Origin of the sequence: Burkholderia sp. BCC1638 (assembly GCF_902833195.1) — a bacterium.
Taxonomy (GTDB): domain Bacteria; phylum Pseudomonadota; class Gammaproteobacteria; order Burkholderiales; family Burkholderiaceae; genus Burkholderia; species Burkholderia diffusa.
The window spans coordinates 1-25823 of sequence record NZ_CADFEC010000026.1 but is presented as its reverse complement, the minus strand read 5'-3'; the positions used below and the strand labels follow the sequence as shown (position 1 = coordinate 25823).

Here is a 25823-nt window from a genome sequence, read left to right as displayed (position 1 = left end):
AGGCGGGCATGACGATCACGCACACACGACGCCGCAACGATCTGCCGCGCAAGCAGATCGCGCTGGCCTTGCAGGGGGGCGGGATGCACGGTGCCTTCACCTGGGGCGTGCTTGACCGGCTTCTCGAGGACGGCAGGCTCGAAATCGAGGGTGTCAGTGCAACCAGCGCCGGCGCGATGAACGCCGCCGTACTCGCGTACGGGCTGCAACAAGGCGGCGAAGACGGTGCGCGTCAGGCGCTGCACGACTTCTGGCAGGCGGTCGCGCGATCGGCGGAGCACTACAACCCGCTGCGCTGGGTGCCTTGGCTCAAGGGCACGCACAGCTTCGGGCTCGATCACTCGCCGCTCTATGCGTTCGCCGACATGATGCTGCGCGTCTTTTCGCCCTATCAGTTCAATCCGAACAACCTGAATCCGCTGCGCGAAGTGCTCGAAAGCCACGTCGATTTCGGCGCGCTGCGCAAGCACTGTCCGATCCGGTTGTTCCTGTGCGCGACCAACGTCGAGACGGGGAAGATACGCCTCTTCACGGGCGAGGATGTGAGTGCCGACGCGGTGCTGGCATCAGCATGCGTGCCGACACTGTTCCAGGCGGTCTCGGTCGATGGCGAGTATTACTGGGACGGCGGCTACATGGGCAATCCGGCCATCTATCCGCTCATCTACAACTGCGCGACGCGCGACGTCGTGATCGTGCACATCAATCCGCTCGTGCGACGCGGCGTGCCGATCACGGCCGCGGAAATCCTCAACCGCATCAGCGAGATCAGTTTCAACTCGTCGCTGATGCGCGAGATGCGAGCGATCGCGTTCGTCACCGACCTGATCCAGCAGGGCACGATCGATCGCGGCGAGATGAAGGAAATGCTGATCCATTCGATTCGCGCCGACGACGCGATGTGCGCGTTGAGCGTATCGAGCAAGTACAACGCCGATTGGGCATTTCTCAGCGAACTGCACGATCACGGGCGGCGCGAAGCCGATGCATGGCTCGCGCATCACTACGGAAACATCGGGCAGCGGTCGAGCATCGACATCCGCAGGGAATTTCTCTGAACGCATCGCGGTAATGTCGGCATGGGGCGATCACGTGCAGCCGCCCCGGCCCAAGGAGCGAACGTGAGCCGGATGCAGGAGCGGTTCGTCGCGTTGTGGTCGTGCAGCGGCGGGGCACATGCCGAGGATGTCTATCGGATGCTCGCGCGATGCTATACGGAGCCGGCGCGCCATTACCATACGCTCGTGCATGTCCGGCGATGCTTGCGCCAACTCGACCTCGCACGCGAGTCGATTCCCGAACCGGACGCCGTTGAACTCGCGCTGTGGTTCCATGACGTGATCTTCGTGCCCGGCGCGAAGGACAACGAGCAGAACAGCGCGGACTGGTTCCAGCGCCGGGCGGCGGGGCGAATCCGCGCGTGCGACCAAATTGGCGCGATGATTCTCGCGACGACCCACTCGGGTATTGCCGCGGGGCTGGATACCCGTTTCGTCTGCGACATCGACCTGGCCGTGCTCGGCGCTTCCCGCGGCCAGTTTCGCGAAGACGGCCGGCGTCTGCGGGCAGAGCGTCCCGATCTTGACGACAGGGCCTACGACCTTCATGAGCGGGCCATTCTGCGCGGGCTGCTCGTGCGTCCGCGCATCTATCTGACGGACTTCTTCTACACACGTTGCGAAAGGCAGGCGCGCAGGAACCTGAACTGGCGGCTGGGCTTGCCGGTTCCGGAATCGGGATGACGGACTGCCGAGCCGACGTGACGATCGATCCAGGCGATGCTCGAGCCTGGGCGAGCGGCGCCTGGATTTTCGGGGACGGAATGGAACGTCGTGCCGGTATTACCCCCTCCGCCCGCTCGCGAGCCAAACTTAAACGATTTGTGACCCCTCCCCGACGCAAAATTTTGCACAATGGCGGCAGCGCGGCATTGCTGCCGCGATTCGCTCCCGGACCCGCCCTCCCGCCCGGGGGCGACCGGAACGAACCTGCGAAACCAACCCGAGAGCCATAACGACGTGCCGCCGCCGACCGCCATGGACCACCCCAAACGCATCCTGATCGTCGAGGACGATGCCGACATCGCCGACGTGCTGAGCCTCCACCTGCGCGACGAGCGCTACGAAGTGGTCCACAGCGCGGACGGCACGGAAGGGCTGCGCCTGCTCGAACAGGGCAACTGGGACGCGCTGATTCTCGACCTGATGCTGCCCGGCGTCGACGGCCTGGAAATCTGCCGGCGCGCGCGCGCGATGGCGCGCTACACGCCGATCATCATCACGAGCGCCCGCTCGAGCGAGGTGCACCGGATTCTGGGCCTCGAGCTCGGCGCCGACGACTACCTCGCGAAGCCGTTCTCGGTGCTCGAACTCGTCGCGCGGGTGAAGGCGTTGCTGCGGCGCGTCGATGCGCTCGCGCGCGATTCGCGGATCGACGCGGGCACGCTCGACGTGGCCGGGCTGTCGATTGACCCGATCGCGCGCGAAGCTGCCGTCGACGGCGCGCGCATCGACCTCACGCCGCGCGAGTTCGACCTGCTGTATTTCTTCGCGCGGCATCCGGGCAAGGTGTTCTCGCGGATGGACCTGCTCAATGCCGTGTGGGGCTACCAGCATGAAGGCTACGAACATACGGTGAACACCCACATCAACCGGTTGCGCGCGAAGATCGAGGCCGATCCGGCCGAACCCGTGCGCATCCTCACCGTATGGGGACGCGGCTACAAGCTCGCCGCGCCGGATCAGCGGGACGCGTGATGAAGCTGACCCTCACCCAGCGGCTGTCGCTCGTGTTCTCGATCCTGCTGCTCGCGTGCTCGGGCGCGTCGGCGTGGCTGCAGATCCGCGCGAACGACATGCGCGAGAAGGAAGTCGTGCAGGGCTTGTCGCGCGATCTCGCCGCGCATATCGCGGGCAGCACACCGCTGATGGACGCGAACGGGCTGCGTCCGGACGCCGTGCGCACGTTGTTCGGCCAACTGATGGGCGTGAACCCGAGCGTCGAGGTGTACCTGCTCGACAACGCGGGGCGCATCCAGGGCGACGACGCGCCGCCGGGCCACGTGAAGCGCGACCGCGTCGATCTCGCGCCGGTGCAGCGCTTCATCGCGGGCGAGCCGCTGCCGATCCTCGGCGACGATCCGCGCAGCCCCGACGCGCGCAAGGTGTTCAGCGCCGCGCCGCTGCAGCGTGCGGGACAGCCGCCGTCCGGCTACATCTACGTGGTGCTGCTCGGCGAAGCGCACGACCGGCTGGCCGCGCGCGTCGACGCCGGCAACGTGCTGCGCACGACGCTGTGGTCGATGGCGGTCGTCGCGCTGCTCGGCCTGCTCGCCGGCCTGACGGCGTTCAGTTTCATCACGCGCCCGCTGCGCCGGCTGACCGATGCGATGCGCCGCTTCGACGCGAACGCCGCACCCGACACGCAGCCGCCGGTGCCGCATTCGCCGCCCGGGCGACGCGGCGACGACATCGCGGTGCTCGAATCCGCATTCGCGCAGATGGCCGACCGGATCGGCGACCAGTGGCGCGCGCTGACGCGTCAGGACCAGCAGCGGCGCGAATTGATCACGAACATCTCGCACGACCTGCGCACGCCGCTGACCTCGCTGCATGGCTATCTCGAAACACTGTCGCTGAAGTCCGACGCGCTCGCGGAGTCCGAGCGCCGCCGCTACCTGTCGATCGCGCTCGCGCAGAGCACGAAGGTCGGCCGGCTCGCGCAGGCGCTGTTCGAACTCGCGCGGCTCGAATCGGGCGGCGTGCAGGCCGAGCGCGAGCCGTTCTCGCTCGTCGATCTCGTGCAGGACGTATTCGAGAAGTTCGAACTCGCCGCGCAGTCGCGCGGCGTCACGCTGCATGCGCGCATCCCGCCGCGCGTGCCGGTCGTGTCGGCCGATCTCGGGATGATCGAGCGCGTGCTGACCAACCTGCTCGACAACGCATTGCGGCACACGCCGCAGCATGGCGAAGTCGAAGTGGCGCTGACGCCCCAGGACGACCGCGTGGTGGTGACCGTGTCGGATACCGGCGAAGGGATTCCGCCGGCGCGGCGAGAAGGGCTGTTCCAGCGGCCGCAGCGGCCGATGAGCGGCGGTGCGACGACGCGCGGCGGGCTCGGGCTGCTGATCGTGCACCGGATGCTGGCGCTCAACGGCAGTGGGATCCGGCTCGTCGACCGGGACGGGCGCGGCGCGGTGTTCGAGTTCGCGCTGGCGATCGCGCAGCCGGCGGTCGGCGAAGCGCGCTGAAACCGACCGGCGCCGTCGTCGCGATTTCCGCCGATCGGCATGCTTGGAATGGCGGACGGTCGACGCTGGCCCATCGGCCGTCCACGGCGGTTGGCGCCGCGTGCGGCGTGGCCGGAGGCGCTACGTATCGATGCCCGGGCCGGTCTGACCGATCGTACAGACGCGTTTGAGCCACGCGACTTGTGACTGGCAGAACTCGAGATAGGCGCGAACGATGGCCGACGGATGCCGATGCGACGGATACAGCAGGTTCACCTGTTGTTCGGGCAGCGGGCAGGCGGCAAGCACGACGGCGAGCCGGCGCTGCCGAACGGGCTCCGCGGCCAGGAACGGCGGAAGCTCTGTGACGACTTCGCCCGCAATTGCGCGGCTGCGCAGGAACGCGTAGTCGTTGGTCGACAGGACCGCGTTGGGCTCGAAGGTCCGTTCGCCCAGGCGCCAGCCGCGGCCGGCATCGGCAACCGGACTCCATACCGCGCACGGGAACCGGTGCAGGTCGTCAGGCGTTTGCGGCACCCCCAACGTATCGAGCAGGAGCGGACTGGCCACCAGGACGTGGCGATAGGTCAGCAACTGGCGCGCGACCATGGCTTCATGCGCGATCGCGCCGACGCGCAGCGCGACATCGATGCCGTCTTCTATCAGATCCACGCGCCGTTCGGTAGCATAGGCGTGCAGCTGGATATCCGGATAGCGCTTCCGGAAAGCCGATAACAGTGTCCACCACACGTCGAACCCGGGCGGCAGCGAAATGCGCAGCCGTCCCTTCAGCCTGGCCTGATCGCTGACCACGGCCTGTTCGCCTTCAGCGAGCATCTCGACGCCTCGGCTCGCATGTTCGTAAAGCCGGGTGCCGGCTTCGGTCGGCTTGGTGCCGCGCGCGGTGCGCTCCAGCAACTGGACCCGGAGCTGCTGTTCGAGCGCGCGAATGCGGCGGCTGACCGTCGGCAACGGTATCGCCAGTCGCGTCGCCGCACCGGAAAGGCTGCCAGTCTGCACGACGCTCACAAATATCCGCACATCGTTGAGATCCAATTCAGCCTACCAAAAATGAAAGTGTTGATTTCATTTTACCCAGTTCCAATGCGCATATCGATAACCCAGAATGTGGCCGGATTGATGGTTCAAAGGCGCCCGAAACGGTCGCCTGTCTGGAGAGTGCATGAAAGCCTATGTGATCGAACGCTTCGGCAGCCCTGACGTGCTGCAGTTGCAGGACATTCCGCCGCGGGAACCCGACGGCGGCGAAGTTCGGATTCGCGTGCGCGCATTCGGGCTCAACCGTGCGGAGACGTATCTCCGGGCGGGGACGCTCGGGCCGAACGACCAGGCGGGCCGCGTGCCAGGTATCGAAGCCGTCGGCGAAGTGCTCGACGATCCTTCGGGGCAGTTCCGCACCGGGCAGGCCGTCGCGACCGCGATGGGCGGATTGCAGTTCACGCGCCCGGGTAGCTACGCGGAGCAGGTGACCGTGAATCGGAGCAACGTGATCGCCATGGACGGCACCGGGCTTTCGTGGGCGGAGCTGGCCGCCATCCCGCAAGCGTATGTCACGGCCGTCGGCGTGCTCGACAGGATGCTGGCGATCCGGGGCGGCCAGACGCTGCTGGTCCGCGGCGGCACGTCCTCGGTCGGCTTGGCGGCCGTCGCGTATGCGAAATATCGCGGCGTCACCGTGATCGCGACGAGCCGGGCGGCCCTGCACCTGCAACGGATGCGCGAGGTCGGCGCCGATCTCGCGCTCGTCGACAACGGGCATATCGAGGCAGCCGTCAAGGCCGCGGTGCCGTCCGGCGTCGACGCCGTGTTCGAAGCGGTCGGCGCCGACACGCTGCGGGACTCCGTCGGCGCGTTGCGCCCGTTCGGCGCCGCCTGCGTCGTCGGCGTGCACGGAGGCGCCGAACTCGAACCGTTCCACTTGATGCGCGATCTGCCGAACTGCGTGCGGCTTGGCTTCTTCTCGTCCGGCGTGTTCGGCACGACGGCGATGCCGGCGACGGACGTCCCGCTGCCCGAGATCGCTCGCGCGACGGCCGAAGGGCATATGCCGTCGTTGCGCGCGCATACGTTCGATTTCGACGAAATCCGTCGCGCTCACTGCCTGATGGAAAGCAATCGCGCGCTGGGCAAGATCGTCGTGACCGTTTGACGGTCGTCGTGCATCGACCTCGTGGCCGTCCCCAACCTGAACCAAAAACATAGGATTCCAATATGAATGAGAAAGTCCCGTCCGATCATCCGCTGTCCGTGGCAGGCATCGCACGGTTCCAGCCGGCCGCGATGCTGGCCGCGCGGATTCTCCTCGCGCTGATCTTCCTGCTCTCGGGCTTGTCGAAGCTCGCCGCGCCCGACGCGATCCGCGGCTACATGGAGGCCAATCACGTACCGGGCATCCTGTTCGTGCCGACGGTGCTCTTCGAGATCGGCACTGGCGTGCTGATCGTCGTCGGCTACCGCGTGCGCATCGTGGCGGCACTGCTTGCCGGCTTCTGCTTCGTCACCGGCGCGTTGTTTCACACCCGGTTCGCGGACCAGACGCAGATGGTCATGTTCCTCAAGAACGTGTCGATGGCCGGCGGCTTCCTGCTGCTGGCGAGCGTCGGCGCCGGCCGTTTCAGCCTGGACGCAAGGCGGGCGCGATCGGGCGATCGTGTCGTCGTCCGCGATGACGTCCATCCCGTTGTCATCCCCCCGAAAGAAGAAAGGAGTGTGCAAGTGTCAAACATGTCTGAAGTGATCAAGTCGCGCATCTCGGCGAACCGGTATGACACCAGCCGCAAGTTGTCGGACGAACAGATCGGCAATCTGATCGAGCTCGCCACGCGTGCGCCGTCCGCATTCAATCTGCAGAACTGGAAGTTCGTCGCCGTGCGCAGCGACGACGCGAAGGCGCGCCTGCTGCCGCTCGCGTTCGGGCAGCAGAAGGTCGCGGACGCCGCCGTGACGTTCATCGTATGCGGTACGCTCGATCCGCACCTGACGCTCGCCGATGCGCTCCGGCCGACGCTGGATGCGGGAATCATCGACGAGGGGCTGTACAAGGGCTGGATTGGTGCCGCGCAAAACATGTATCGTGACAACTACGTGTTCCAGCGCGACGAAGCCATTCGCTCGGGGTCGCTGGCTGCGATGACGCTGATGCTGGCCGCCGAGGGTCTGGGACTCGCATCCGGTCCGATGATCGGTTTCGATCCGCAAGGCGTCGCGACCGCGTTCGGTCTCGCTCAGAGCGATGTCCCCGTGATGTTGGTCACGGTCGGCTATCCGGCATCGGGCAACTGGCCGCAGAAGCCGCGCAAGCCGGTATCGGACGTTCTGTCGTTCGCGTGACGAATGCGCCCGGGCGGCGCAAGGCGCGCCGCTCGTGCGACCGCGATCCGTCCGTAGTGAAACGAAGTGCGGGAACAGGCCTCGGGCCAGGAGAGAACGTATGTTTTCATGGAAGCTGTCGAGCCGGCCGTGTTTCGGCCTGATCCCGACGCGTCATGTCGTCGAGCCGGGCGCCCTCGCGGCTCGTCCGATCACCGAAGCGATGGCCGCGTTCGCGAAGGAGATGCGCACGTCCTATCGCGCGATGATTCCGTCGGCCGGGGTGCCTGACGCGGTGAGCGAGGTACGCTCCATCGACGTGCCGGCCGAGCACCCCGCCCGGAACGTTCCGGTACGCATCTACAAGCCGGCCGGCGCGCGCGGCGAGGAAGCGTTCCCGATCGTTCTGTTCGTGCACGGCGGCGGCTTCGTGTCCGGCGACCTCGACACGCACGACGTGCTCGTGCGTGCGATCGCCGGTCGCGCGCAGGCGATCGTCATGTCCGTCGACTATCGGCTGGCCCCCGAATTCCCGTTCCCCGCGGGGCTCGAGGACGTCTACGCGGTGCTGCAATGGGCCGCCGGCCACGCCGCGGCGTTCGGCGGCGATCCGGCGACAATCGTCGTTTGCGGCGACAGTGCCGGCGCGACCCTGTCGGCGGCCACCGCGATGCTCGCTCGCGATCGCAACGGCCCCGCGCTCATCGCGCAATGGCTGATGTATCCGTCGGTGAGCATGAGGACGGACACGCCGTCGTGGGCCGAACTGGGCGCCACGTACTTCCCTACCCGGGAAGTGATGCGCAACGTGCTCGCCAGCTACGTGCCGCCTGGAACGAGCCCGTATGCGCCGCTGCTGTCGCTGCTCGAGGGCAATCATGCGAACCTGCCGCCCGCGCTGATTCAGGTCGGCCAGCTCGATCCGCTGCGCGACGAAAACGTCGCTTACGCAAACCGCCTGAACGAAGCCGGCACGAGCGCGTCCGTCGCCGTCTACGAAGGGCAGGCGCACGGCTTCGTCCAGTTCTTCAAGGACAAGGCGAACCATGCGCTGGGCGAGCGTGCGCTGGACGAAGGCATTCGGTTTCTTCGGGAGCGCACCGCAGCCGGCGCGACCGGGGTGCGTGGCACATGATCCGCCTGTCGGCGCAATGACCGGCCCGGCCCGGCACGACGCGCGAGCGATCGCGCGGGGCCGGGCCGGTCGATCGCCGATCCGGCGCGCCTGCTCTGGAACATGAACAAATTCTCCGACATGAGCACCTTCGTGGCCGTGGTCGAAGCGGGCAGCTTTTCCGAGGCCGCCCGGCGCCTCGGCACGACCAAGTCCATCGTCAGCCAGCGTGTCCAGCAGCTCGAGAAGCGGCTCGGCTGCGCATTGCTGAAACGTGGGCGCCAGCTTCAGCTGACCGAGCCCGGCCACGGCTTCTTCGAGCAGTCCAGGCAACTTATCAAGGATCTCGAACGAATCGAGGAGGAAGTCCAGGAAGCCGGTGCGAGCCTGCACGGAACGTTGAGGATGGCAGTGCCGGCCGCATTCGTCACGCACCGGCTTGCGCCGCTGCTCGCAAGGTTCGCGGCGAAATACCCGGCGCTCTGCGTCGACATCGAGGCGGAGGACCGGCTGTCCAATCTGCAGGACGGTCATTTCGACGTCGCGATACGCATCGGCAAGCTGGCCGATTCGAACCTCGTCGCGCGCACGCTCACCGCGAATCACCATCTGATCTGCGCCAGCCCCGCCTATCTCGCGCGGCGCGGCGTGCCGGCACACCCCGGCGACCTGCTGGAGCACGATGGACTGATCTATCTGAACCGCGAGCCCAACGGCATGTGGAGCCTGCCGCTCGACGGCGCGCGCCAGTCGTTCAGGATCCGCATCCGGATGCGGACCGATTCGGGACATCAATTGCTGGCGGGCGCGCTGGCCGGCCTCGGCCTCGCGATCCTCCCGACCTTCCTCGCCGCGGATGCGCTCGTCGCCGGCGAACTCGTCCCGGTGCTGTCCGACTACACGCCGCCGGGCGGGCAGATTTCCGCGCTCTACAGAAAGACGATCCGCACGCCTCCGAAGGTCCAGGCGCTGATCCAGTTCCTGACCGACGAAATCGGACAGCCGGCGAGCTGGGATGCCGCGCTGATCGAGCACGGCATCCTGCCGCGCACCACGCGCACGTAGCGACGACTCGCGCGCGCTTGCGGCGCGGATCACGATCGCCGCCGGGCCTGTCGTTCGGAAAAAACGAACGCCGGGTTCGCCTGCCGCCGGCTATGCGGGCGCCGCCGCCGTTCGTAATCTGGTCGCGACTTTCCTCCACGTGACCTGCGATCATGAACGACGATACCCCGCAATACCCAGCACGCCGCACGATGCTCGCGCAGACCCTCGCTCACTCGGCGGCGCTCGCCGTCGGCTCGCTGCTGGGCGGCGAAGCGATCGCGGCGCCCGCCGCCGACACGCAGTCCGACGCGTCGCCACAACGGCGTGCCGGAAACGGCAAGCGCACGATCGACGTATTGATCGTCGGCGGCGGCTCGGCGGGCGCCGTGATGGCCGCGCGCCTGAGCGAAAGGGCGAGCCGCAACGTGCTGCTGCTCGAGGCCGGCCACAACTACGCCGCATGGGACTACCCGCACGTGATCGCGAGCAGCGACATCGTCGGCGGCGACCCCGGTCACGAGTGGGGCTACCGCACGCAAGCCGGCTACATCGATCATCCGATCCGGGCGCTGCGCGGCAAGGTGCTGGGCGGCAGCTCCGCGATCAACGGCGCGGTGGCGATCCGCGCGCGCGAGCAGGACCTGAAGAACTGGAATCTGCCCGGCTGGTCGTATGCGGACATGCTGCCGTCGTTCCGGCGGCTCGAAAGCCGCGATAGCGGCAGCGCGGCACTGCATGGTCACGCCGGCCCGCTGTCCGTGCGTCAACTGACCCGCGAGGACATCACGCCGATGCAGCGCGCGTTCGTCGACGCGACGGTCGCGAACGGGTACCGTGTCATCGACGATTTCGACGGCCCGGACGCGGACGGTGTCGGCCCGTATGCGATGAATATTGTCAACGGCGTGCGCGTCAACACGGGCATCGCGTATCTGACCAACGACGTGCGTGCGCGCAAGAACCTGCAGATTCGCGGCGGCGCGCTGGTCGACCGTGTGCTTTTCGACCGCGACCGGGCAATCGGCGTCAAGCTCGCGAACGGCGAGGAAATCCACGCGAACGAAGTGATCCTGAGCGCGGGCAGCTATGGCAGCGCCGCGATTCTGCTGCGATCCGGCGTCGGGCCGGGGGCGGATCTGCGCGCGCTGTCGATCCCCGAGATCGCGAACCTGCCGGTCGGGCAGCGCCTGAAGGATCACCCGTTCTACTACAACGCCTATGCGGCGCGCCCCGACCGGATCGGCGACCCATCGCCGGTGATCGGCGCATTTCTGTGGACGCACAGCGCGTCCGCGCAAAACGGCGACCTCGACCTGCACGTCACGGCGACCCACCTGTTTCCGCACGACCAGAGTCCGACCAAGGTCGGGTTCGTGCTCGCGGTTGCGTTGACGCGACCGTTGTCGGTCGGCAGCCTGAAGCTCGCGAGCCGCAAGCCCGACGACGCGCCCGTCATCGACCTGAATTTTCTCGCCGAACAGCAGGATCGCACGCGCCTGCTCGACGGCATCCGGCTCGCGCGACGCATCGGCCGCACCGCGCCGCTGTCGGACCTCGTTCATTCCGAGCTGAATCCCGGCCCCGGCGCGGCGACGGACGAGCAGATCCTTGCGTCCGTCAAATCGACCGTCGACACCTACCACCACCCGACGTCGACCGCGCCGATGGGCGCAGCCGGCGATCCGCACGCAGTCGTCGACCTCGATGGCCGCGTGCACGGCGTACGCAACCTGCGCGTCGTCGACGCGTCGATTTTCCCGGATGCGATTTCCGTCGCCACCAACATCACCACGATCGCGGCCGCCGAGCACATCGCGCATCGATACGCCTGAACCCGAACCGGAGCACCAGATGACCATCACTTCTCATGCATTGCATTGGATCGACGGCGAATGGGTCGATTCGCCCGCGCATCGCGATTCGTTCGATCCGGCAACCGGCACCGTGATTGGCCGCTACGCCGACGGCGGCGAAGCCGAAGCGCACGCGGCCGTCGCCGCTGCGTCGCGCGCGTTCGATCGCACGTGCTGGAAACACGATGCGGCGCTGCGCGCGAAAGTGCTCGAGGAACTCGCGCTTGCGTTCGAACGGCACACCGATGCGCTGATCGACCAGCTGTCGCTCGAAAACGGCAAGATCAAGCCCGAAGCGCGCTTCGAAGTCGAGATGGTACCGTCGAAGCTGCGCTACTACGCGGCGCTCGCGCGCGCCGAGCGTGCGCACGGCGGCACGCCGCGCCCGGACGTCGTGTCGCTCGTGTTGCGCGAGCCCATGGGCGTGGCCGGCATCATCGTGCCGTGGAATTCGCCGGTCGTGCTGATGGTGCGCTCGCTCGCGCCCGCGCTCGCGGCCGGCGCGACCGCCGTCGTCAAGATGCCGGGGCAGACCGCGCAAACCAACGCGCTCGTCGCCAGCGTGATGTCCGAAGCGCCGTCGCTGCCGCGCGGGATCGTCAACGTGTTCAGCGAATCCGGTGCGGACGGCGCGAAATACCTGGTCGCGTCTCCGGACGTGCCCGTCATCAGCTTCACGGGTTCGACGGCGACCGGCCGTGCGATCTCGGCCGCCGGTGCGTCGCGCCTGAAGCGCTTCGGCCTCGAACTCGGCGGCAAGACACCGCACGTCGTGTTTGACGATGTCGATCTGGACGCCGCGCTGCCCGTCTTTGAAAAATCGCTGACCGTGTTCGCCGGGCAGTTCTGCATGACGGGTTCGCGCCTGCTCGTGCAGCGCAACGTCGCGGACGCGGTGCGCACGCGTCTGATCGCGCGTCTGGAGACGGTGCGCGTGGGGCCGGCGGCGGACCCGCGCAGCGACATGGGGCCGCTTATCGACCAAGCGAATGTCGCGCGCGTCGACCGTACCGTCGAGCAGGCGATCGCGGCGGGCGCGAAAGTGCTGCTGCGGGGCGGCCCCGCGACCGACGGCGAACTCGCGCGAGGCGCGTTCTATCGCCCGACGCTGCTCGAAGTCGACGACCCGAAGCTCGACATCGTGCAGCAGGAGACGTTCGGTCCGGTCATGACGGTGCAGGTATTCGATACGGAAGACGAAGCGATTGCGCTGGCCAACGACAGCGAATACGGCCTTGCCGCCGCGGTGTGGACGCGCGACGGACAGCGTTCGATGCGCGTTGCGCGCGCGCTGCAGGCCGGCACGGTCTGGATCAACGACTGGGCGAAGGTCTACGACGAATTCGAGGAAGGCGGCTACCGCCAGTCCGGTCTCGGACGTCTCAACGGTGCCGCGGCCATCGACGACTTCATCGAATACAAGCACATCACGCTCAGCACGGGGGTGTCGCGATGAACGGCAGATCGTTCTCGAGGAACACCTGACGACGGAGCCAACAACGCGCAGTGGAACGCATCCGACGAAGCCGCGCGAAACGGACAGACCTATATGAAGGACGCCGATGCCCCGCATCATCGATGCGGACGCGGCACACGCCTATGCACGGCGAGGTCGCGCTGGAGCGGCGCTACGCGCTCGCTTGTGCGTAGCGTCTACCCGCCGCGCTTGCGCCGCACGTCGCTCGGCGTCGTGCCGGTCCAGCGCTTGAACGCGTGGCGGAATCCCACCGCGTCGCTGAAGCCGAGCGTCAGCGCGATGTCTTCGGTGCTGAGCGTGGTGGTGCTCAGGTAGTCGATCGCGAGCGCCTTGCGCACGCTCGTGAGCAACTCGCTGTACGACGTGCCTTCGGCGTCGAGCTTGCGGCGCAGCGTGCGCGACGTCATGCACAGGATGTCGGCGATCGCGTCGATGTCCGGGAATTGTCCGGGCGTGCGCGTGAGTTCCTGGTAAACGCGCCGCGTGACGCCGGCCTGGCTGCGCAATTCGTCGAGCAGGCGCGCGCAGTGCGACGACACCTGCGCGGCGGTGATCGGGTTCGCGAGCTGCGGCGCGCGCGTGAGCCACGCGGCCGGGTAGCTCAACACATGGTGCGGCTGGTCGAACGCGATCGGACACTCGAGCGCATCGGACAGCAGCGCCGCATGCGGCGGTCGTGGCTGCGCGAACTGCGCGCGGGCCGGCACGCACCACGCGCCCATCACGTCCTTGATGATCGTCACGTGCAGCGCGAATTGCATGTCGATCAGGAAGCGGTAGAGGGGCAGGTCCGGCTCGGGCAGCGCGGCTTCGTGCGGATCCGGGAACAGCCACGACGCGGTGTCGCCCTGTTCGACCCAGCGGATCGCGAGCATCCCGTTCGCGAGCTGGTGATATTTGACTGCCGAATCGAACGCATGCGCGAGCGATTCCGAACACAGCATCGCGTAGCCGTACATTCCGTAGCTCGACGCATGCAGCCGGCGGCCGACGCGCACGCCGAGATCGGTGCCGTCATAGCGGCCGATCGCGTTGCGCGCGGCGGTCAGGAACTGCAGTTGCGACGTGAGCGTAAACGGGTCGGCGACGGCGTCCGGCGACAGGCCGGTGCCGTCGAGCACGGCGGCCGGGTCGAGGCCGAGTTCCTGGGCGACGCCGACGAGCACGGCCAGCTTGGCGGGCGAGAAGCGCTTCTCGCGCAACGCGTGAGCGAGCGGGGCGTCCGGCAGCGGGGCGGCGCCGGCGGCCGTTGGGGTCAAGAGCGCACTGCGCGGCATGACTGGTTCTGCGTCCGATTCGATATCGTTCCGGGTTCGCGATTTTGCGCCGGAATGCGCGGGCACGCCATAGGGTTCACCCTGATTCGCACGGGCTTGCACGGCCCGACAACGGCAAACCGACGCGCGAGCGCAAGCCGCGGCTGGCGGCGCGCCGCGCGCCCGCGTGTCCGTTTCGATCATCTTTTCGACCGCCCGGATCATTTTCAAAGCACCGTTGGCGGGCGATATTCGCCGCTCAGGCGACGGCCCATGCGCATCCGGTGCGCGGGCCGCCGTGCGAACGGCGCTGCCTGGCGCCGTCCCCCGAGGAGCAGGACATGACGAAGAGACACTGGATCGGGTCGTACGCATCGATCCCCGCCGAGATCGATGCCGATCGCCATCCTTCCGTAACCGCGCTGCTGGACGAAGCGATGCGCCGCTTTGCCGATCGCCCCGCGTTCCGTGCATTCGGCAGCACGCTGACCTACGCCGACGTCGACCGCCTGTCGGCCGCGCTCGCCGCATACCTGCAGCAGGTCGTGGGCGTGCGCAAGGGCGACCGCGTGGCCGTGATGCTGCCCAACGTGCTCGCGTTTCCGGTTGTGTTCGTCGCGGTCGCGCGGATCGGCGCGATCCAGGTCAACGTGAACCCGTTCTACACCGCGCACGAGCTCGAGCATCAGCTCAACGACGCGGGTGTCGAAGTGGCGGTGGTGTGCGGCGGATCGATGGGCACGTTCGCCGACGTGGTCGGCAAGACGCGCATGCGAACCGTGCTGAGCGTCGGGCGCGGCGATCTTGGCGCCGTCGATGCGCCGGCCGGCGCGTGCGACGCGCTGCCGCCCGGCTCGATTCCGCTCGCGGACGCGATCGCCGCCGGCGAATCGCTCGCCTTCGAGCCGGTCGCGCTCGGCGGCGCCGATCTGCTGCTGCTGCAGTACACGGGAGGCACGACCGGGCTGTCGAAGGGTGCCGCGCTGTCGCACCGCAACCTCGTCGCGAACATCGAGCAGTTCGCGGCGATCGTGCCCGCCGCGCGTGAGCCGGGCGAGGAGGTCGTCGTCACGGCGATCCCGCTGTATCACATCTTCGCGCTGACGGTGAACTTCCTGTCCTACTTCGCGATCGGCGCGGAGAACTGGCTCGTCGCGAACCCGCGCGACATGGACGGCTTCATCGACGTGCTGAAGGCCGCGCGACCGTCCGTGTTCGTCGGCGTCAACACGCTGTATGCGGGACTCGCGGGCCATCCGCGGCTGAAGGAAGTGGACTGGTCGCGGCTGAAGCTGTCGGCAGGCGGCGGCGCGGCGGTGATCGAGGTGATCTCCGCGCGCTGGAAGGCGGTGACGGGCAACTTCATCCGCGAAGGGTACGGGCTGTCGGAAACGTCGCCGGTTGTCACGTTCAACCCGCAGTCGATCGATGCGTTCACCGGCACGACGGGCCTGCCGCTGCCGTCGACCGACGTGAAGCTGCTGGACGACCAGGATCGCGAGGTCGGGATCGGCGAAGCGGGCGAGATCTGCGTGCAAGGCCCGCAGGTGATGGGTGGCTACTGGCGCAAGCCGGACGCGAATGCAGCTGCGTTCACCGCGGACGGCTACTTCCGCACCGGCGACATCGGCGTGTTCGACGCGGCCGGCTTCCTGAAGATCGTCGACCGCAAGAAGGACATGATCATCGTGTCCGGCTTCAACGTGTACCCGAACGAGGTGGAAGCCGCCGCCACGTCGCTGGCGGGCGTGGCCGAATGCGCGTGCATCGGCGTGCCGGACGAGCGCACGGGCGAGGCGGTCAAGCTGTTCGTGGTGCTTGCGCCGGATGCGGCCGTCACCGAAGCGGAGATCGTCGCGCACTGCCGCGCGAACCTCGTGGCCTACAAGGTGCCGAAGCTGATCCGCCTGGTCGATCGGCTGCCGAAGTCGACGGTCGGCAAGATCCTGCGCCGGGAACTCAGCCGCGCCGACTGATGGCGCCGAAGCGCCGCGCGCCCGACGGCGCGCGGGCCGGCACGCCGAAAGCCCCGAAAGCCCGGTCCGGGCCGCTCAAGTACAATGCGAGCGGTTCGACCGACGGGGACGCGATGACCGGCTCAGATTCACCTTCCGCCCAGCCCGGGCGTGCGCTGCCGTCGCCGAGCGCGACGGTGCCGATCTCGCTCGTCAACGGGTTCCTGGCGAGTGCGGGCGCGCAGCGCGACGTGGTCGAGCGCTACCTGCGCGGGGCCGGCATTCCGCTCGAGTTGCTCGGCGAGCCGCATGCGCGCGTGACGGAAGAGCAGTTCTCGACGCTGTACCGCACGCTCGCGATCGACCTCGACGACGAGATGCCCGGCATCTTCTCGCGCCCGCTGCGCGGCGGCACGCTGAAGTACCTGTGCCTGAGCCTGCTCGATGCGCGCAACCTCGAAACGGCGCTGCATCGTTTCGGCCAGTTCTTCCATATCCTGCTCGACGACTTCTTCGTCGAATCGAAGCGCGACGGTCTGGTCGCGCAGGTGCTGCTGCGGCCGAACCCGGTCGTCGGCCCGATCGGCGCGCTCGGCCAGGAATTGATGCTCAAGCTCGTGCACGGTGTGTGTTCCTGGCTGATCGGGCAGAAGATCCCGTTGCTGAAGATCGAGTTCGCGTGCCCGCGTCCGCGCCATGCGGTCGAGCATCTGTACTTCTTCACCGGCTCCGTGCAGTTCGACTGCGAACGCACGTTGATGCGCTTCAGCGCCGACTACCTCGACGCGCCGATCCGGCAAAGCAAGCGCAACCTGCGCAAGTTCCTCGCGCGCGCGCCCGGCGACTGGATCTTCGAATCGTTCAGCGAACAGCTCGTATGCCATCGCGTGCGGCAATACCTGTCGGCGGCGCTGCCCGACCTGCCGGTGATCGACCAGGCGGCGGAGCATCTGCATTGTTCGGTGCGCACGCTGAGCCGCCACCTGGCCTCGGAAGGCACGACGTTCCAGGCCCTCAAGGATGAACTGCGGCGCGACATCGCGATCCAGCGGCTCACCGATACGCTCGACACGATCGCGGCGATCGGCGCCGATATCGGCTTCGACGATCCGAGCGCGTTCCATCGCGCGTTCCGCCACTGGACGGGCAGCACGCCGGGGACTTACCGGCGGCGCGCGTAGCGCGCCGCGCGGTGCATTCGAACCCGTTCCCATAATCGGCATCCTTCGTGCGCTCCAATGGACGGCTCCCGTCGTCACGCGGCCCTGCGCTTCCTATCGGGCGCACGTCGTCGTCGTGTCGACACGACCCTCGATGCACGGCCCGCGAACGCGCGGCATCGGGCGTCATGCCGGTCCACTCGTTGAACGCGCGGAAGAACGAATTCGGATCCTGATAGCCGAGCAGGAACGCGATCTGGTTGTAGGGCAGGTCGGAGTGATCGAGGTAATGCCGTGCGAGCCGCTCGCGCACTTCCGCGAGGATCGCCTTGAAGCGGGTGCCTTCGTCGCCAAGTCGCCGCTGCAGCGTGCGCGTGCTGATCGCGAGCGTGCGCGCGACATCGTCGACCGTGCCGACGCCGCCGGGAACCAGCCCCACATGCGGAGATACTCGGCGGTCGTCAGCTCGCGCTTCGCACGCGTGAAGAAATCGGCGGGCAACCGTGCGCGTCGCAGCAACGCGTCGAAGCGCACGCCGAGGTCGACCAGCGCGACCTGCAAGCCCGGTGAAATCACGAAGCGGTTCATCGCTTCAGTTGTCCGGTATCGATCAGCTGCTGAAAGAAGTCGTTCATCGACTCGGCGAGCGGACGGTAGCGTATCCCGAGTTCGTTGCGGCTGCGACTATTGTCGGCGCGCCACGGCAGCCCGACGTTGCGCGCGACGACGCGGCGCGTCACGCTCTTGTTCGCCAGCGGACCGACCAGCCAGACAAGCCACTTCGGCAGGGTGCGCCGCGGAATCGGATAGTCGGCACCGTACCGTTCGAGCAGCGTCGCAGCCATCGCCGGCAGGCTTGTGTTGTGACCCGACACGATGTAGCGGCCGTTCGCGTCGGGCAGGAATGCGGCCCGCACGTGCGCGTCGGCGACCTCCCGGACATCGACCGCGCCCATGCCGAGGTCGGGCACGCCCATTTTCATCGTGCCGTTGCCCATCTGCCGTACGATCTCGAAGCTTTCCGAGGTCGCGTACGGATTGATGCCCGGCCCGATGACGAGCGACGGATTGATGGTCACGAGATCCCAGCGCTGCTGCGCGCGGGCGATCTGCCACGCCTCGCGTTCGGCCACCGTCTTCGAATACGAGTACGGCTGGTGCGCGAGCGACGAACTGGTATTCCAGATCGCCTCGGTGAACACGCCGTTCGGCGTCGCGTCGAGATCGGCGTTGTCGCCGTAGATCGCGGCGCAGCTGCTGGTCAGCACGACGCGCCGGACCGACGGCGTGCGGTTCACCGTCTCGAGCACGTTGCGCGTGCCGAGCAGCGCCGGATCGACCAGTTCTTTCTGAGGATCACGAACGGTGACGGTGAACGGTGACGCGGTATGGAACACGATCCCGCACCCGGCCATGGCTTCCGCATACGATCCCGGTTCAAGCAGGTCGGCGCGGAAATAGCGGATCGTGCCGGGCTTGCCGGCCGCGATCCGCTGCAGATGCTCGAGCTTGCCCGGGTCGTCGGGATTGCGGACGGCCGCATGCACCGTCAGGCCGGCTTCGAGCAACCGTTGCACGAGCCAGCCCGCGACGTAGCCGGTCGCACCGGTCACCATCACCGGCAGGTCGGTATCGATATTGATCATCATGGGTTCCGTTACGGAAGATGGTGAACATGATGCCGCTTTTTCGTCGCCGGGTAACTCGCAATGCGCGCCGATCGCCATGCAATGTGCGCCAGGCATGCGTCGTCGGGCGAGGGTGGTACGGCGGACTACGGAAGGGGGAGAAGGTGCCAAGGGAGGCGGGAGGGATGTCGGGCAGGGACGATGCGTTCGGTCCCGACATCCTCAGGGCAGGTCAAGGCCACGCAGCGCCGGAGCGGCGTGCTGCCCGCTCCGCGCGCGTGGCCGTACTCAGGCTTTCAGTGCACCGAAGATTTCATTGAGCATCGACTTCGCATCGCCGAACAACATGCGGTTGTTGTCCTTGTAGAACAGCGGATTCTCGACGCCCGCATAGCCCGAAGCCATGCTGCGCTTCATCACGATCGACGTCTTCGCCTTCCACACTTCCAGCACCGGCATGCCGGCGATCGGGCTCGACGGGTCGTCCTGCGCCGCCGGGTTCACGATGTCGTTCGCGCCGATCACCATCGACACGTCGGCCTCGGGGAAGTCGCCGTTGATCTCGTCCATTTCCAGCACGATGTCGTACGGCACCTTCGCTTCGGCCAGCAGCACGTTCATGTGCCCCGGCATGCGGCCCGCGACCGGGTGGATCGCGAAACGCACGTCGACGCCCTTTTCGCGCAGCAGCTTCGTCAGTTCGAACACCGTGTGCTGGGCCTGTGCGACGGCCATCCCATAGCCGGGTACGATGATCACGCGCTTCGCCTCGCGCAGCAGCTCGGCCGTCTCCGCCGCGCTCACCGCGACCGCCTCGCCGGCCGGCTGTGCCGCGCCGCCGCCGGCTGCCGCCGGTGCGCCCGCGCCGCTGCCGAAGCCGCCTGCGATCACGCTGATGAAGTTGCGGTTCATCGCGCGGCACATGATGTACGACAGGATCGCACCGGACGAGCCCACCAGCGCGCCGATCACGATCAGCAGGTCGTTGCCGAGCATGAAGCCGGTGGCCGCCGCGGCCCACCCCGAATAGCTGTTGAGCATCGACACCACGACCGGCATGTCCGCGCCGCCGATCGCCATCACCATGTGCACGCCGAACAGCAGCGAGATCACCGTCATCACGGCGAGCGGCAGCATGCCGTCCTGGATCGTTTCCGCGTGCAGGAACGCGCGGCCGTAGTAGATCACGATCAGCAGCGCGGCGAGGTTCATCCAGTGCCGTGCCGGCAGCAGCAGCGGCTTGCCGCCGATCTTGCCCGACAGCTTTCCGAACGCGATGATCGAGCCCGCGAAGGTCACCGCACCGATCAGGATGCCGACATAAATCTCGACCTCGTGGATCGCTTTCTCGGCACCGGTGAACTGCAGCGACGTGTCGATGTAGCTCGCGAAACCGACCAGGCAGGCCGCGAAGCCGACCAGGCTGTGCATCAGCGCGACCAGTTCCGGCATCTGCGTCATCTGCACTTTCTTCGCGGCGTACAGGCCGATCGCGCCGCCGACGACCAGCGCGGCGATCACGTACGGAATGCCCGCGGCCGACACGCGCGGGCCGGCGACGGTGGCCAGCACGGCGATCAGCATGCCGATCATGCCGAGCAGGTTGCCGCGGCGCGCGGTTTCAGGGTTGGCGAGGCCGCCGAGGCTGAGGATGAACAGGATCGCGGCGCCGATATAGGAGACGGTAGTCAGGTTTGCAGTCATTGTTGTCGTCCCCTTATTTGCGGAACATCGCCAGCATGCGCCGCGTGACCGCGAAGCCGCCGAACATGTTGACGGCCGTGAGCGTGAGCGCGCCCACTGCCAGGCCCAGGATCAGCCCGGACGGACGGTCGCCGGCGTTGGCCAGCTCGCCCAGCGGCGGCGCGACCTGCACGAGCGCGCCGATCGCGATGATCGACGAGATCGCGTTGGTCACGCTCATCAGCGGCGTGTGCAGCGACGGCGTGACGTTCCAGATCACCATGTAGCCGACGAAGCACGCGAGCACGAACACAGTGAAGTGCGTCAGGAAGCTGGACGGCGCGAACTGGCCGACCAGCAGGAACCCCAGCGCGCCGATCGCGAACACGATCGCGAGCGCCTTGGCCGACATCGGCTCGCCGCTGTGGCCGTGGCCTTTCGACTTCGCCGGCGCGGCCGCCGCGGGTGCGGCTGCCGGGGGCTTGGGCGCGACGGCCGCCTGCTTGATCGGCGGCGGCGGCCAGGTGACGTTGCCTTCCTTGATCACGGTGAGGCCGCGGATCGCATCGTCGTCGAAGTCGACGTTGATCGTGCCGTCCTTGGCCTTGCACAGCTCCTCGATCACGCGCAGCAGGTTCGTTGCATACAGCGTGGACGACTGCCGCGACAGGCGCGATGCGAGATCGGTATAGCCGACGATCGTCACGCCATGGCGCACGACCGCCTCGCCGGGCACCGTGAGCTCGCAGTTGCCGCCTTGCTCGGCGGCCATGTCGACGATCACGCTGCCGGGCTTCATCGACTGCACCATCTCGGCGGTGATGAGCTTCGGCGCCGGCTTGCCGGGGATCAGCGCGGTGGTGATGATGATGTCGGCGTCCTTCGCCTGCTGCGCGTACATCGCGCGCTGCGCCTGCTGGAAGCCTTCGCTCATCACCTTCGCGTAGCCGCCGCCGCCCGAGCCTTCCTCTTCGTAGTCGACCTTGACGAACTCGCCGCCCAGCGACTTGACCTGGTCGGCCACCTCGGCGCGCGTGTCGTTCGCGCGCACGATCGCGCCGAGACTCGCGGCCGTGCCGATCGCGGCCAGACCGGCGACACCGGCGCCGGCGATGAATACCTTGGCCGGCGGGATCTTGCCGGCTGCCGTGACCTGGCCGTTCAGGAAGCGGCCGAACGCATGCGCGGCCTCGATCACCGCGCGATAGCCACTGATGCCGGCCATCGACGTGAGCGCGTCCATCTTCTGCGCGCGCGACAGCGTGCGCGGCAGCGAATCGATCGCCAGCACCGTGGCGCGCTTCGCGGCCAGTTGCTGCATCAGCTCGGGGTTCTGCGCGGGCCACACGAAGCCGATCAGCGTGCCGCCCTCGCGCATCAGCGCGACTTCGTCGGCGCTCGGCGGGCGGACCTTGAACACGATGTCGCTGCCGGACCAGAGCTCGGCGGCGCTGGCGGCGATGCTCGCACCTGCCGCGCGGTACGCGTCGTCGTCAAAGTTCGCGCCGGCCCCGGCGCCGCTTTGGACGGCCACCGTAAAACCCAGCTTGATCAGTTTCTCGACCACTTCGGGGACGGTCGCAACGCGCCGTTCCTGAGTGGCTGTCTCCAGAGGAATCCCAATCTGTAATGTCATAGTGTTGAAAGATGGGTGATAGATCGGTGGTGGCCATCGCGAAGCGCGCGGGCCGGTGCGTCAAGGTACCAGAATCATGTGCGTGTTTAGTGGCGCGTGCGAGGGTCTGCGTCAAGAATAGAACGACCGTTCGCTGAATGTCGATAGAGTATGCCGCATAACGACGGGGCTATCGAGGGCACAAATGCGTCGAACGCGTCTTCCGATGTTCTGTTGCGTTTTATCCACGCGCGGGCGATATCGCATGGACTTCCCATAACCGGCTTCCTGCGCGGGTTCCCATGGCCGGCTCCCCATTGGCGATTCCGACCGACCGGTAGGGCAGTGGCTCGCTACGTGTCGCAGGCGCATCCGTCAGATCAATTCAGCAGACACCATATCGCGAGGAACGGCGCGTTGCCGGACCGCATTGCATGCAGTGCGCCAGGCGCATTGTGGATGCCGCCGCCGATCCCGGGATCGAACCACGCGCCGTTTTGTTGCCGGAATTCACCGGCGGTCATGAGCACGTACGCTTCCTCCGGTGCGTGACCGTGATCCGGATATCTGACGTCGGGCATCATCAACGAGAAGCCGAGCTGGATGTCGTCGCGGCTTTCCGCGCCGCCGGGCCCGCAGATCATCCCGTTCACGTGCCCGTCGACGTAGTTCGGGCTGCCGTCCTTGCCCGACGTGCGACGCGACCATCCGATCACGGGTTCGAGCGACTTGATCAGCCGTGCGACAGTGGCGAACGTCGGGCTCACGCGCGCGACCGACTCGAGCGCCGGGTCGAGCCATTCGCATGCGGGGTATTGCACCGCGAGCCGCGTTCCGTTGTCCGACGGGGTCTGCAGCCGTGCGAACACTTGCGGCGCGAATGCGCGCGCGGCGGGTGGAAGCTTGTCCGACTCGAACAGATCGCCGGCGACCCGGACGAAATCCGCGATGTCTTTCGGGCGTTCACTCATCCTGGTCTCTGCTCCCGTGCTCGCTTGGCCTGATGAGAAAGTCTACGCAGAAACATGCCGCCCCGGACAGCGAAAAAGGACAGACGATTTGGCACCGGCCGCCATGCGCGCGCCGCGACTTCCGTCCGGCCGGAGGCACCTTCGGCGACTTTCCGTCATCAACCCACGGTCTTCGGCTTCGCCGGCCAGCCCGTCCGGCTGGCACGCCGATTGCGCGTCGCTTGTGCCGAAATCGGCATCCGAACCCGCCGCCCGGACGCCCGTTTCCGCCATCGCCTCGCACATCGCGTGGCCGGTTTTGTCACCATGTGGGCCGGATATGACAATGGAAAACCGCCGGCGCGGCATTACGATGGGCCACGACGTCGCCTGGCGCTGGCCGGTTTTGCCGCAGCCGCCCGGGCCGCGCGCCTCATTCACCGCCTGATTTGGAACATCGACCATGAGCTATAACGCCCCTGTCAAGGACATGCTGTTCGTGCTGAAGGAACTCGCGGGCATCGACACCGTCGCGCAGTTGCCCGGCTTCGAGGAAGCCGGCTACGACACCGCGCAGGCCGTGCTCGACGAATCCGCGAAATTCTGCGGTGAAGTGCTGGCGCCGCTGAACGTCGAGGGCGACCGCAACCCGAGCAGCTGGAAGGACGGTGTCGTGACGGCGACGCCCGGCTTCGGCGCCGCGTTCCGCCAGTTCGTCGAAGGCGGCTGGCAAGGCTTGCAGCATCCGGCCGAATACGACGGCCAGGGGCTGCCGAAGCTGATCGCAACGCCGTGCATCGAGATGCTGAACGCGTCGAACCTGTCGTTCGCGCTGTGCCCGCTGCTCACCGACGGCGCGATCGAGGCGCTGCTGACGGCCGGCACCGACGAACAGAAGCAGCGTTATGTACCGAAGCTGATCTCGGGCGAATGGACCGGCACGATGAACTTGACCGAACCGCAGGCCGGCTCCGACCTGGCGCTGGTGCGCTCGCGCGCCGAGCCGCAGGGCGACGGCACGTACAAGGTATTCGGCACCAAGATCTTCATCACGTGGGGCGAGCACGACATGGCGGACAACATCGTCCACCTGGTGTTGGCGCGCACGCCGAACGCGCCGGAAGGCGTCAAGGGTATTTCGCTGTTCATCGTGCCGAAGTTCCTGGTCAACGAAGACGGCTCGCTCGGCGCGCGCAACGACGTGCACTGCGTGTCGATCGAGCACAAGCTCGGGATCAAGGCGAGCCCGACGGCGGTGCTGCAGTATGGCGACCACGGCGGCGCGATCGGCTACCTGGTCGGCGAGGAGAATCGCGGTCTCGAATACATGTTCATCATGATGAACGCCGCGCGCTTTGGCGTCGGGATGCAGGGGATCGGCGTGGCCGACCGCGCATACCAGAAGGCCGCGGCATTCGCGAAGGAGCGTGTGCAGAGCCGCCCGGTCGACGGGTCGGCCAGGCAGTCGGTGACGATCATTCATCATCCGGACGTGCGCCGCATGCTCGGCACGATGCGTGCGCTGACCGAGGGCGCACGGACGCTCGCGTATGTCGCAGCGGCGCACAGCGACATTGCCCACCGCCATTCGGACGAGGCGACACGCACGCGTCATCAGGCAATCTACGAATATCTGGTGCCGGTCGTGAAGGGCTGGAGCACGGAGATGGTGAACGACGTGGCGAGCCTCGGCGTGCAGGTGCACGGCGGGATGGGCTTCATCGAGGAAACCGGCGCCGCGCAGTACTACCGCGATGCGCGGATTCTCGCGATCTACGAAGGCACGACCGCGATCCAGGCGAACGACCTGGTCGGCCGCAAGACGATGCGCGACGGCGGTGCGGTGGCGAAGGCGCTGATCGCGGAGATCGGCGACACCGTCGCGGCGCTCGGCAAGGTGGACGGTGCGGCGGCCGCGTCGATGAAGGCGCAGCTCGAGAAGGGCGCTCGCTCGCTGTCGACGGTGGTGGACTACGTGGTCGCGAACGTGAAGCAGGACCCGAACGCGGTGTTCGCGGGCAGCGTGCCGTACCTGAAGCTGGCGGGCGTGGTGCTGTGCGGATGGCAGATGGCGCGCGCGCTGCTGGCGGCGCACGCGAATCGCGCGAGCGACACGGCGTTCTTCGATGCGAAGATCGCGATCGCACAATGCTTTGCGGAACACGTCCTCGTGCAGGCAGGCGGGCTCGAAGCGTCGATCGTCGGCGCGAAGGGCAACGAGAGCGTGCTCGCGTTGACGGAAGACCAGTTCTGACCGTAACGGTCGGGGCGCAGGAGGAGACAGGATTTTGACCACACAGGACTTGCTCGCGCAATACGGCCCGCGCGAATCGATGGAATACGACGTCGTGATCGTCGGCGGCGGCCCCGCCGGGCTGTCGGCGGCGATCCGGCTCAAGCAGCTGGCCGCCGAGAAAGGCACCGAGATCGGCGTGTGCGTGCTCGAGAAGGGTTCCGAGATCGGCGCGCACATCCTGTCGGGCGCGGTGATGGACCCGCGCGCGATCACCGAACTGTTCCCCGACTG

The 25823-nt window shown here is 67.2% G+C and carries 21 protein-coding genes and 2 pseudogenes; 16 read left to right on the top strand and 7 right to left on the bottom strand.

The features are described from left to right. Positions 1-8 precede the first annotated feature (8 nt). The 4 genes from HWX22_RS24590 to HWX22_RS24575 all read left to right on the top strand — a co-directional run bounded on the left by HWX22_RS24590 (position 9) and on the right by HWX22_RS24575 (position 4249). Positions 9-1058, top strand: a complete 1050-nt coding sequence (locus HWX22_RS24590) for a patatin-like phospholipase family protein (RefSeq protein WP_059817219.1) — start codon at positions 9-11, stop codon at positions 1056-1058. Positions 1059-1121: 63 nt separating this feature from the next. After that, positions 1122-1742: a hypothetical protein gene (locus HWX22_RS24585; protein WP_244135279.1), complete on the top strand. Its 621-nt coding sequence runs from the start codon at positions 1122-1124 to the stop codon at positions 1740-1742. Positions 1743-2036: 294 nt separating this feature from the next. Continuing rightward, positions 2037-2756: a response regulator transcription factor gene (locus HWX22_RS24580; RefSeq protein WP_059525868.1), complete on the top strand. Its 720-nt coding sequence runs from the start codon at positions 2037-2039 to the stop codon at positions 2754-2756. Continuing rightward, positions 2756-4249, top strand: a complete 1494-nt coding sequence (locus HWX22_RS24575) for a HAMP domain-containing sensor histidine kinase (protein ID WP_175910225.1) — start codon at positions 2756-2758, stop codon at positions 4247-4249. Before HWX22_RS24580 ends, HWX22_RS24575 begins: the two co-directional genes overlap by 1 nt. A gap of 120 nt (positions 4250-4369) precedes the next feature. Here HWX22_RS24575 and HWX22_RS24570 read toward each other — a convergent pair whose 3' ends face one another. Continuing rightward, entirely contained in the window at positions 4370-5284 is a 915-nt protein-coding gene (locus tag HWX22_RS24570) for a LysR family transcriptional regulator (RefSeq protein WP_175910223.1), read from the bottom strand. Positions 5285-5411: 127 nt separating this feature from the next. On the opposite strand from HWX22_RS24570, the gene HWX22_RS24565 reads away from it, so the two are divergent. The 7 genes and pseudogenes from HWX22_RS24565 (at position 5412) to HWX22_RS24535 (ending at position 13028) form a co-directional block, all read left to right on the top strand. Next, positions 5412-6398, top strand: a complete 987-nt coding sequence (locus HWX22_RS24565) for a zinc-binding dehydrogenase (protein WP_175910221.1) — start codon at positions 5412-5414, stop codon at positions 6396-6398. A gap of 62 nt (positions 6399-6460) precedes the next feature. After that, positions 6461-6754: pseudogene (locus tag HWX22_RS32055) on the top strand (DoxX family protein); the annotation flags it as partial. Between the two features lie 210 nt (positions 6755-6964). Continuing rightward, positions 6965-7579: a nitroreductase family protein gene (locus HWX22_RS24555; protein WP_175910312.1), complete on the top strand. Its 615-nt coding sequence runs from the start codon at positions 6965-6967 to the stop codon at positions 7577-7579. Positions 7580-7679: 100 nt separating this feature from the next. Then, a complete protein-coding gene (locus HWX22_RS24550; protein WP_244135278.1) occupies positions 7680-8693 on the top strand; it encodes an alpha/beta hydrolase in 1014 nt (337 codons plus the stop codon). Positions 8694-8795: 102 nt separating this feature from the next. After that, positions 8796-9737: a LysR family transcriptional regulator gene (locus HWX22_RS24545; protein ID WP_175910219.1), complete on the top strand. Its 942-nt coding sequence runs from the start codon at positions 8796-8798 to the stop codon at positions 9735-9737. A 152-nt stretch (positions 9738-9889) separates the two neighbouring features. Further along, positions 9890-11551 (top strand): GMC oxidoreductase, encoded by a 1662-nt coding sequence (locus tag HWX22_RS24540; protein ID WP_175910217.1) that lies wholly within the window; start codon positions 9890-9892, stop codon positions 11549-11551. A 19-nt stretch (positions 11552-11570) separates the two neighbouring features. Then, positions 11571-13028, top strand: coding sequence for an aldehyde dehydrogenase family protein (locus tag HWX22_RS24535; RefSeq protein ID WP_208456482.1), 1458 nt, complete (start codon positions 11571-11573; stop codon positions 13026-13028). 197 nt (positions 13029-13225) lie between these two features. On the opposite strand, the gene HWX22_RS24530 is transcribed toward HWX22_RS24535, so the two are convergent. Then, on the bottom strand, positions 13226-14326 hold the full coding sequence (locus HWX22_RS24530) for an AraC family transcriptional regulator (RefSeq protein ID WP_175910215.1): 1101 nt from the start codon (positions 14324-14326) through the stop codon (positions 13226-13228). A gap of 320 nt (positions 14327-14646) precedes the next feature. Between HWX22_RS24530 and HWX22_RS24525 the strand changes: the two genes are divergently transcribed. Together HWX22_RS24525 and HWX22_RS24520 are read left to right on the top strand one after the other, a co-directional pair. After that, positions 14647-16281 carry an AMP-binding protein gene (locus tag HWX22_RS24525; protein WP_175910213.1) on the top strand — a complete coding sequence of 545 codons (1635 nt, stop codon included), beginning with the start codon at positions 14647-14649 and terminating at the stop codon, positions 16279-16281. Further along, positions 16281-17441 carry an AraC family transcriptional regulator gene (locus HWX22_RS24520; RefSeq protein ID WP_175910211.1) on the top strand — a complete coding sequence of 387 codons (1161 nt, stop codon included), beginning with the start codon at positions 16281-16283 and terminating at the stop codon, positions 17439-17441. The genes HWX22_RS24525 and HWX22_RS24520 overlap by 1 nt, the downstream gene beginning before the upstream one ends. A 157-nt stretch (positions 17442-17598) precedes the next feature. Here the strand turns inward: HWX22_RS24520 and HWX22_RS24515 are convergent. The 5 genes and pseudogenes from HWX22_RS24515 to HWX22_RS24495 form a co-directional block, all read right to left on the bottom strand. Continuing rightward, positions 17599-17859, bottom strand: a pseudogene (locus HWX22_RS24515) (helix-turn-helix transcriptional regulator); the annotation flags it as partial. Between the two features lie 145 nt (positions 17860-18004). Continuing rightward, positions 18005-19066, bottom strand: coding sequence for an NAD-dependent epimerase/dehydratase family protein (locus tag HWX22_RS24510; RefSeq protein ID WP_175910209.1), 1062 nt, complete (start codon positions 19064-19066; stop codon positions 18005-18007). A 270-nt stretch (positions 19067-19336) separates the two neighbouring features. Next, positions 19337-20752: a Re/Si-specific NAD(P)(+) transhydrogenase subunit beta gene (pntB, locus tag HWX22_RS24505; RefSeq protein WP_175916570.1), complete on the bottom strand. Its 1416-nt coding sequence runs from the start codon at positions 20750-20752 to the stop codon at positions 19337-19339. Positions 20753-20765: 13 nt separating this feature from the next. After that, a complete protein-coding gene (locus HWX22_RS24500; protein WP_175910205.1) occupies positions 20766-22367 on the bottom strand; it encodes a Re/Si-specific NAD(P)(+) transhydrogenase subunit alpha in 1602 nt (533 codons plus the stop codon). A gap of 359 nt (positions 22368-22726) precedes the next feature. Continuing rightward, positions 22727-23317: a dimethylsulfonioproprionate lyase family protein gene (locus tag HWX22_RS24495; protein WP_175910203.1), complete on the bottom strand. Its 591-nt coding sequence runs from the start codon at positions 23315-23317 to the stop codon at positions 22727-22729. 54 nt (positions 23318-23371) lie between these two features. On the opposite strand from HWX22_RS24495, the gene HWX22_RS24490 reads away from it, so the two are divergent. From HWX22_RS24490 to HWX22_RS24480, 3 genes are all read left to right on the top strand, one after another. Further along, complete coding sequence (locus tag HWX22_RS24490; protein ID WP_175910201.1) at positions 23372-23770, top strand: hypothetical protein; 399 nt, start codon at positions 23372-23374, stop codon at positions 23768-23770. After that, entirely contained in the window at positions 23760-25550 is a 1791-nt protein-coding gene (locus HWX22_RS24485; protein WP_175910199.1) for an acyl-CoA dehydrogenase, read from the top strand. The genes HWX22_RS24490 and HWX22_RS24485 overlap by 11 nt, the downstream gene beginning before the upstream one ends. A 34-nt stretch (positions 25551-25584) precedes the next feature. Next, on the top strand, positions 25585-25823 hold a 239-nt coding region (locus tag HWX22_RS24480), incomplete at its 3' end, for an FAD-dependent oxidoreductase (RefSeq protein ID WP_124469217.1).

What these genes read in the sequence shown, in the direction of transcription:
- HWX22_RS24550 (WP_244135278.1), top strand. Translation starts at nt 7,680, where the DNA reads ATGTTTTCATGGAAGCTGTCGAGCCGGCCGTGTTTCGGCCTGATCCCG.
- HWX22_RS24590 (WP_059817219.1), top strand. Translation starts at nt 9, where the DNA reads ATGACGATCACGCACACACGACGCCGCAACGATCTGCCGCGCAAGCAG.
- HWX22_RS24545 (WP_175910219.1), top strand. Translation starts at nt 8,796, where the DNA reads ATGAACAAATTCTCCGACATGAGCACCTTCGTGGCCGTGGTCGAAGCG.
- HWX22_RS24530 (WP_175910215.1), bottom strand. Translation starts at nt 14,326, where the DNA reads ATGCCGCGCAGTGCGCTCTTGACCCCAACGGCCGCCGGCGCCGCCCCG.
- HWX22_RS24540 (WP_175910217.1), top strand. Translation starts at nt 9,890, where the DNA reads ATGAACGACGATACCCCGCAATACCCAGCACGCCGCACGATGCTCGCG.
- HWX22_RS24565 (WP_175910221.1), top strand. Translation starts at nt 5,412, where the DNA reads ATGAAAGCCTATGTGATCGAACGCTTCGGCAGCCCTGACGTGCTGCAG.
- HWX22_RS24490 (WP_175910201.1), top strand. Translation starts at nt 23,372, where the DNA reads ATGCCGCCCCGGACAGCGAAAAAGGACAGACGATTTGGCACCGGCCGC.
- HWX22_RS24510 (WP_175910209.1), bottom strand. Translation starts at nt 19,066, where the DNA reads ATGATCAATATCGATACCGACCTGCCGGTGATGGTGACCGGTGCGACC.
- HWX22_RS24500 (WP_175910205.1), bottom strand. Translation starts at nt 22,367, where the DNA reads ATGACATTACAGATTGGGATTCCTCTGGAGACAGCCACTCAGGAACGG.
- HWX22_RS24580 (WP_059525868.1), top strand. Translation starts at nt 2,037, where the DNA reads ATGGACCACCCCAAACGCATCCTGATCGTCGAGGACGATGCCGACATC.
- HWX22_RS24485 (WP_175910199.1), top strand. Translation starts at nt 23,760, where the DNA reads ATGAGCTATAACGCCCCTGTCAAGGACATGCTGTTCGTGCTGAAGGAA.
- pntB (WP_175916570.1), bottom strand. Translation starts at nt 20,752, where the DNA reads ATGACTGCAAACCTGACTACCGTCTCCTATATCGGCGCCGCGATCCTG.
- HWX22_RS24495 (WP_175910203.1), bottom strand. Translation starts at nt 23,317, where the DNA reads ATGAGTGAACGCCCGAAAGACATCGCGGATTTCGTCCGGGTCGCCGGC.
- HWX22_RS24520 (WP_175910211.1), top strand. Translation starts at nt 16,281, where the DNA reads ATGGCGCCGAAGCGCCGCGCGCCCGACGGCGCGCGGGCCGGCACGCCG.
- HWX22_RS24535 (WP_208456482.1), top strand. Translation starts at nt 11,571, where the DNA reads ATGACCATCACTTCTCATGCATTGCATTGGATCGACGGCGAATGGGTC.
- HWX22_RS24575 (WP_175910225.1), top strand. Translation starts at nt 2,756, where the DNA reads ATGAAGCTGACCCTCACCCAGCGGCTGTCGCTCGTGTTCTCGATCCTG.
- HWX22_RS24525 (WP_175910213.1), top strand. Translation starts at nt 14,647, where the DNA reads ATGACGAAGAGACACTGGATCGGGTCGTACGCATCGATCCCCGCCGAG.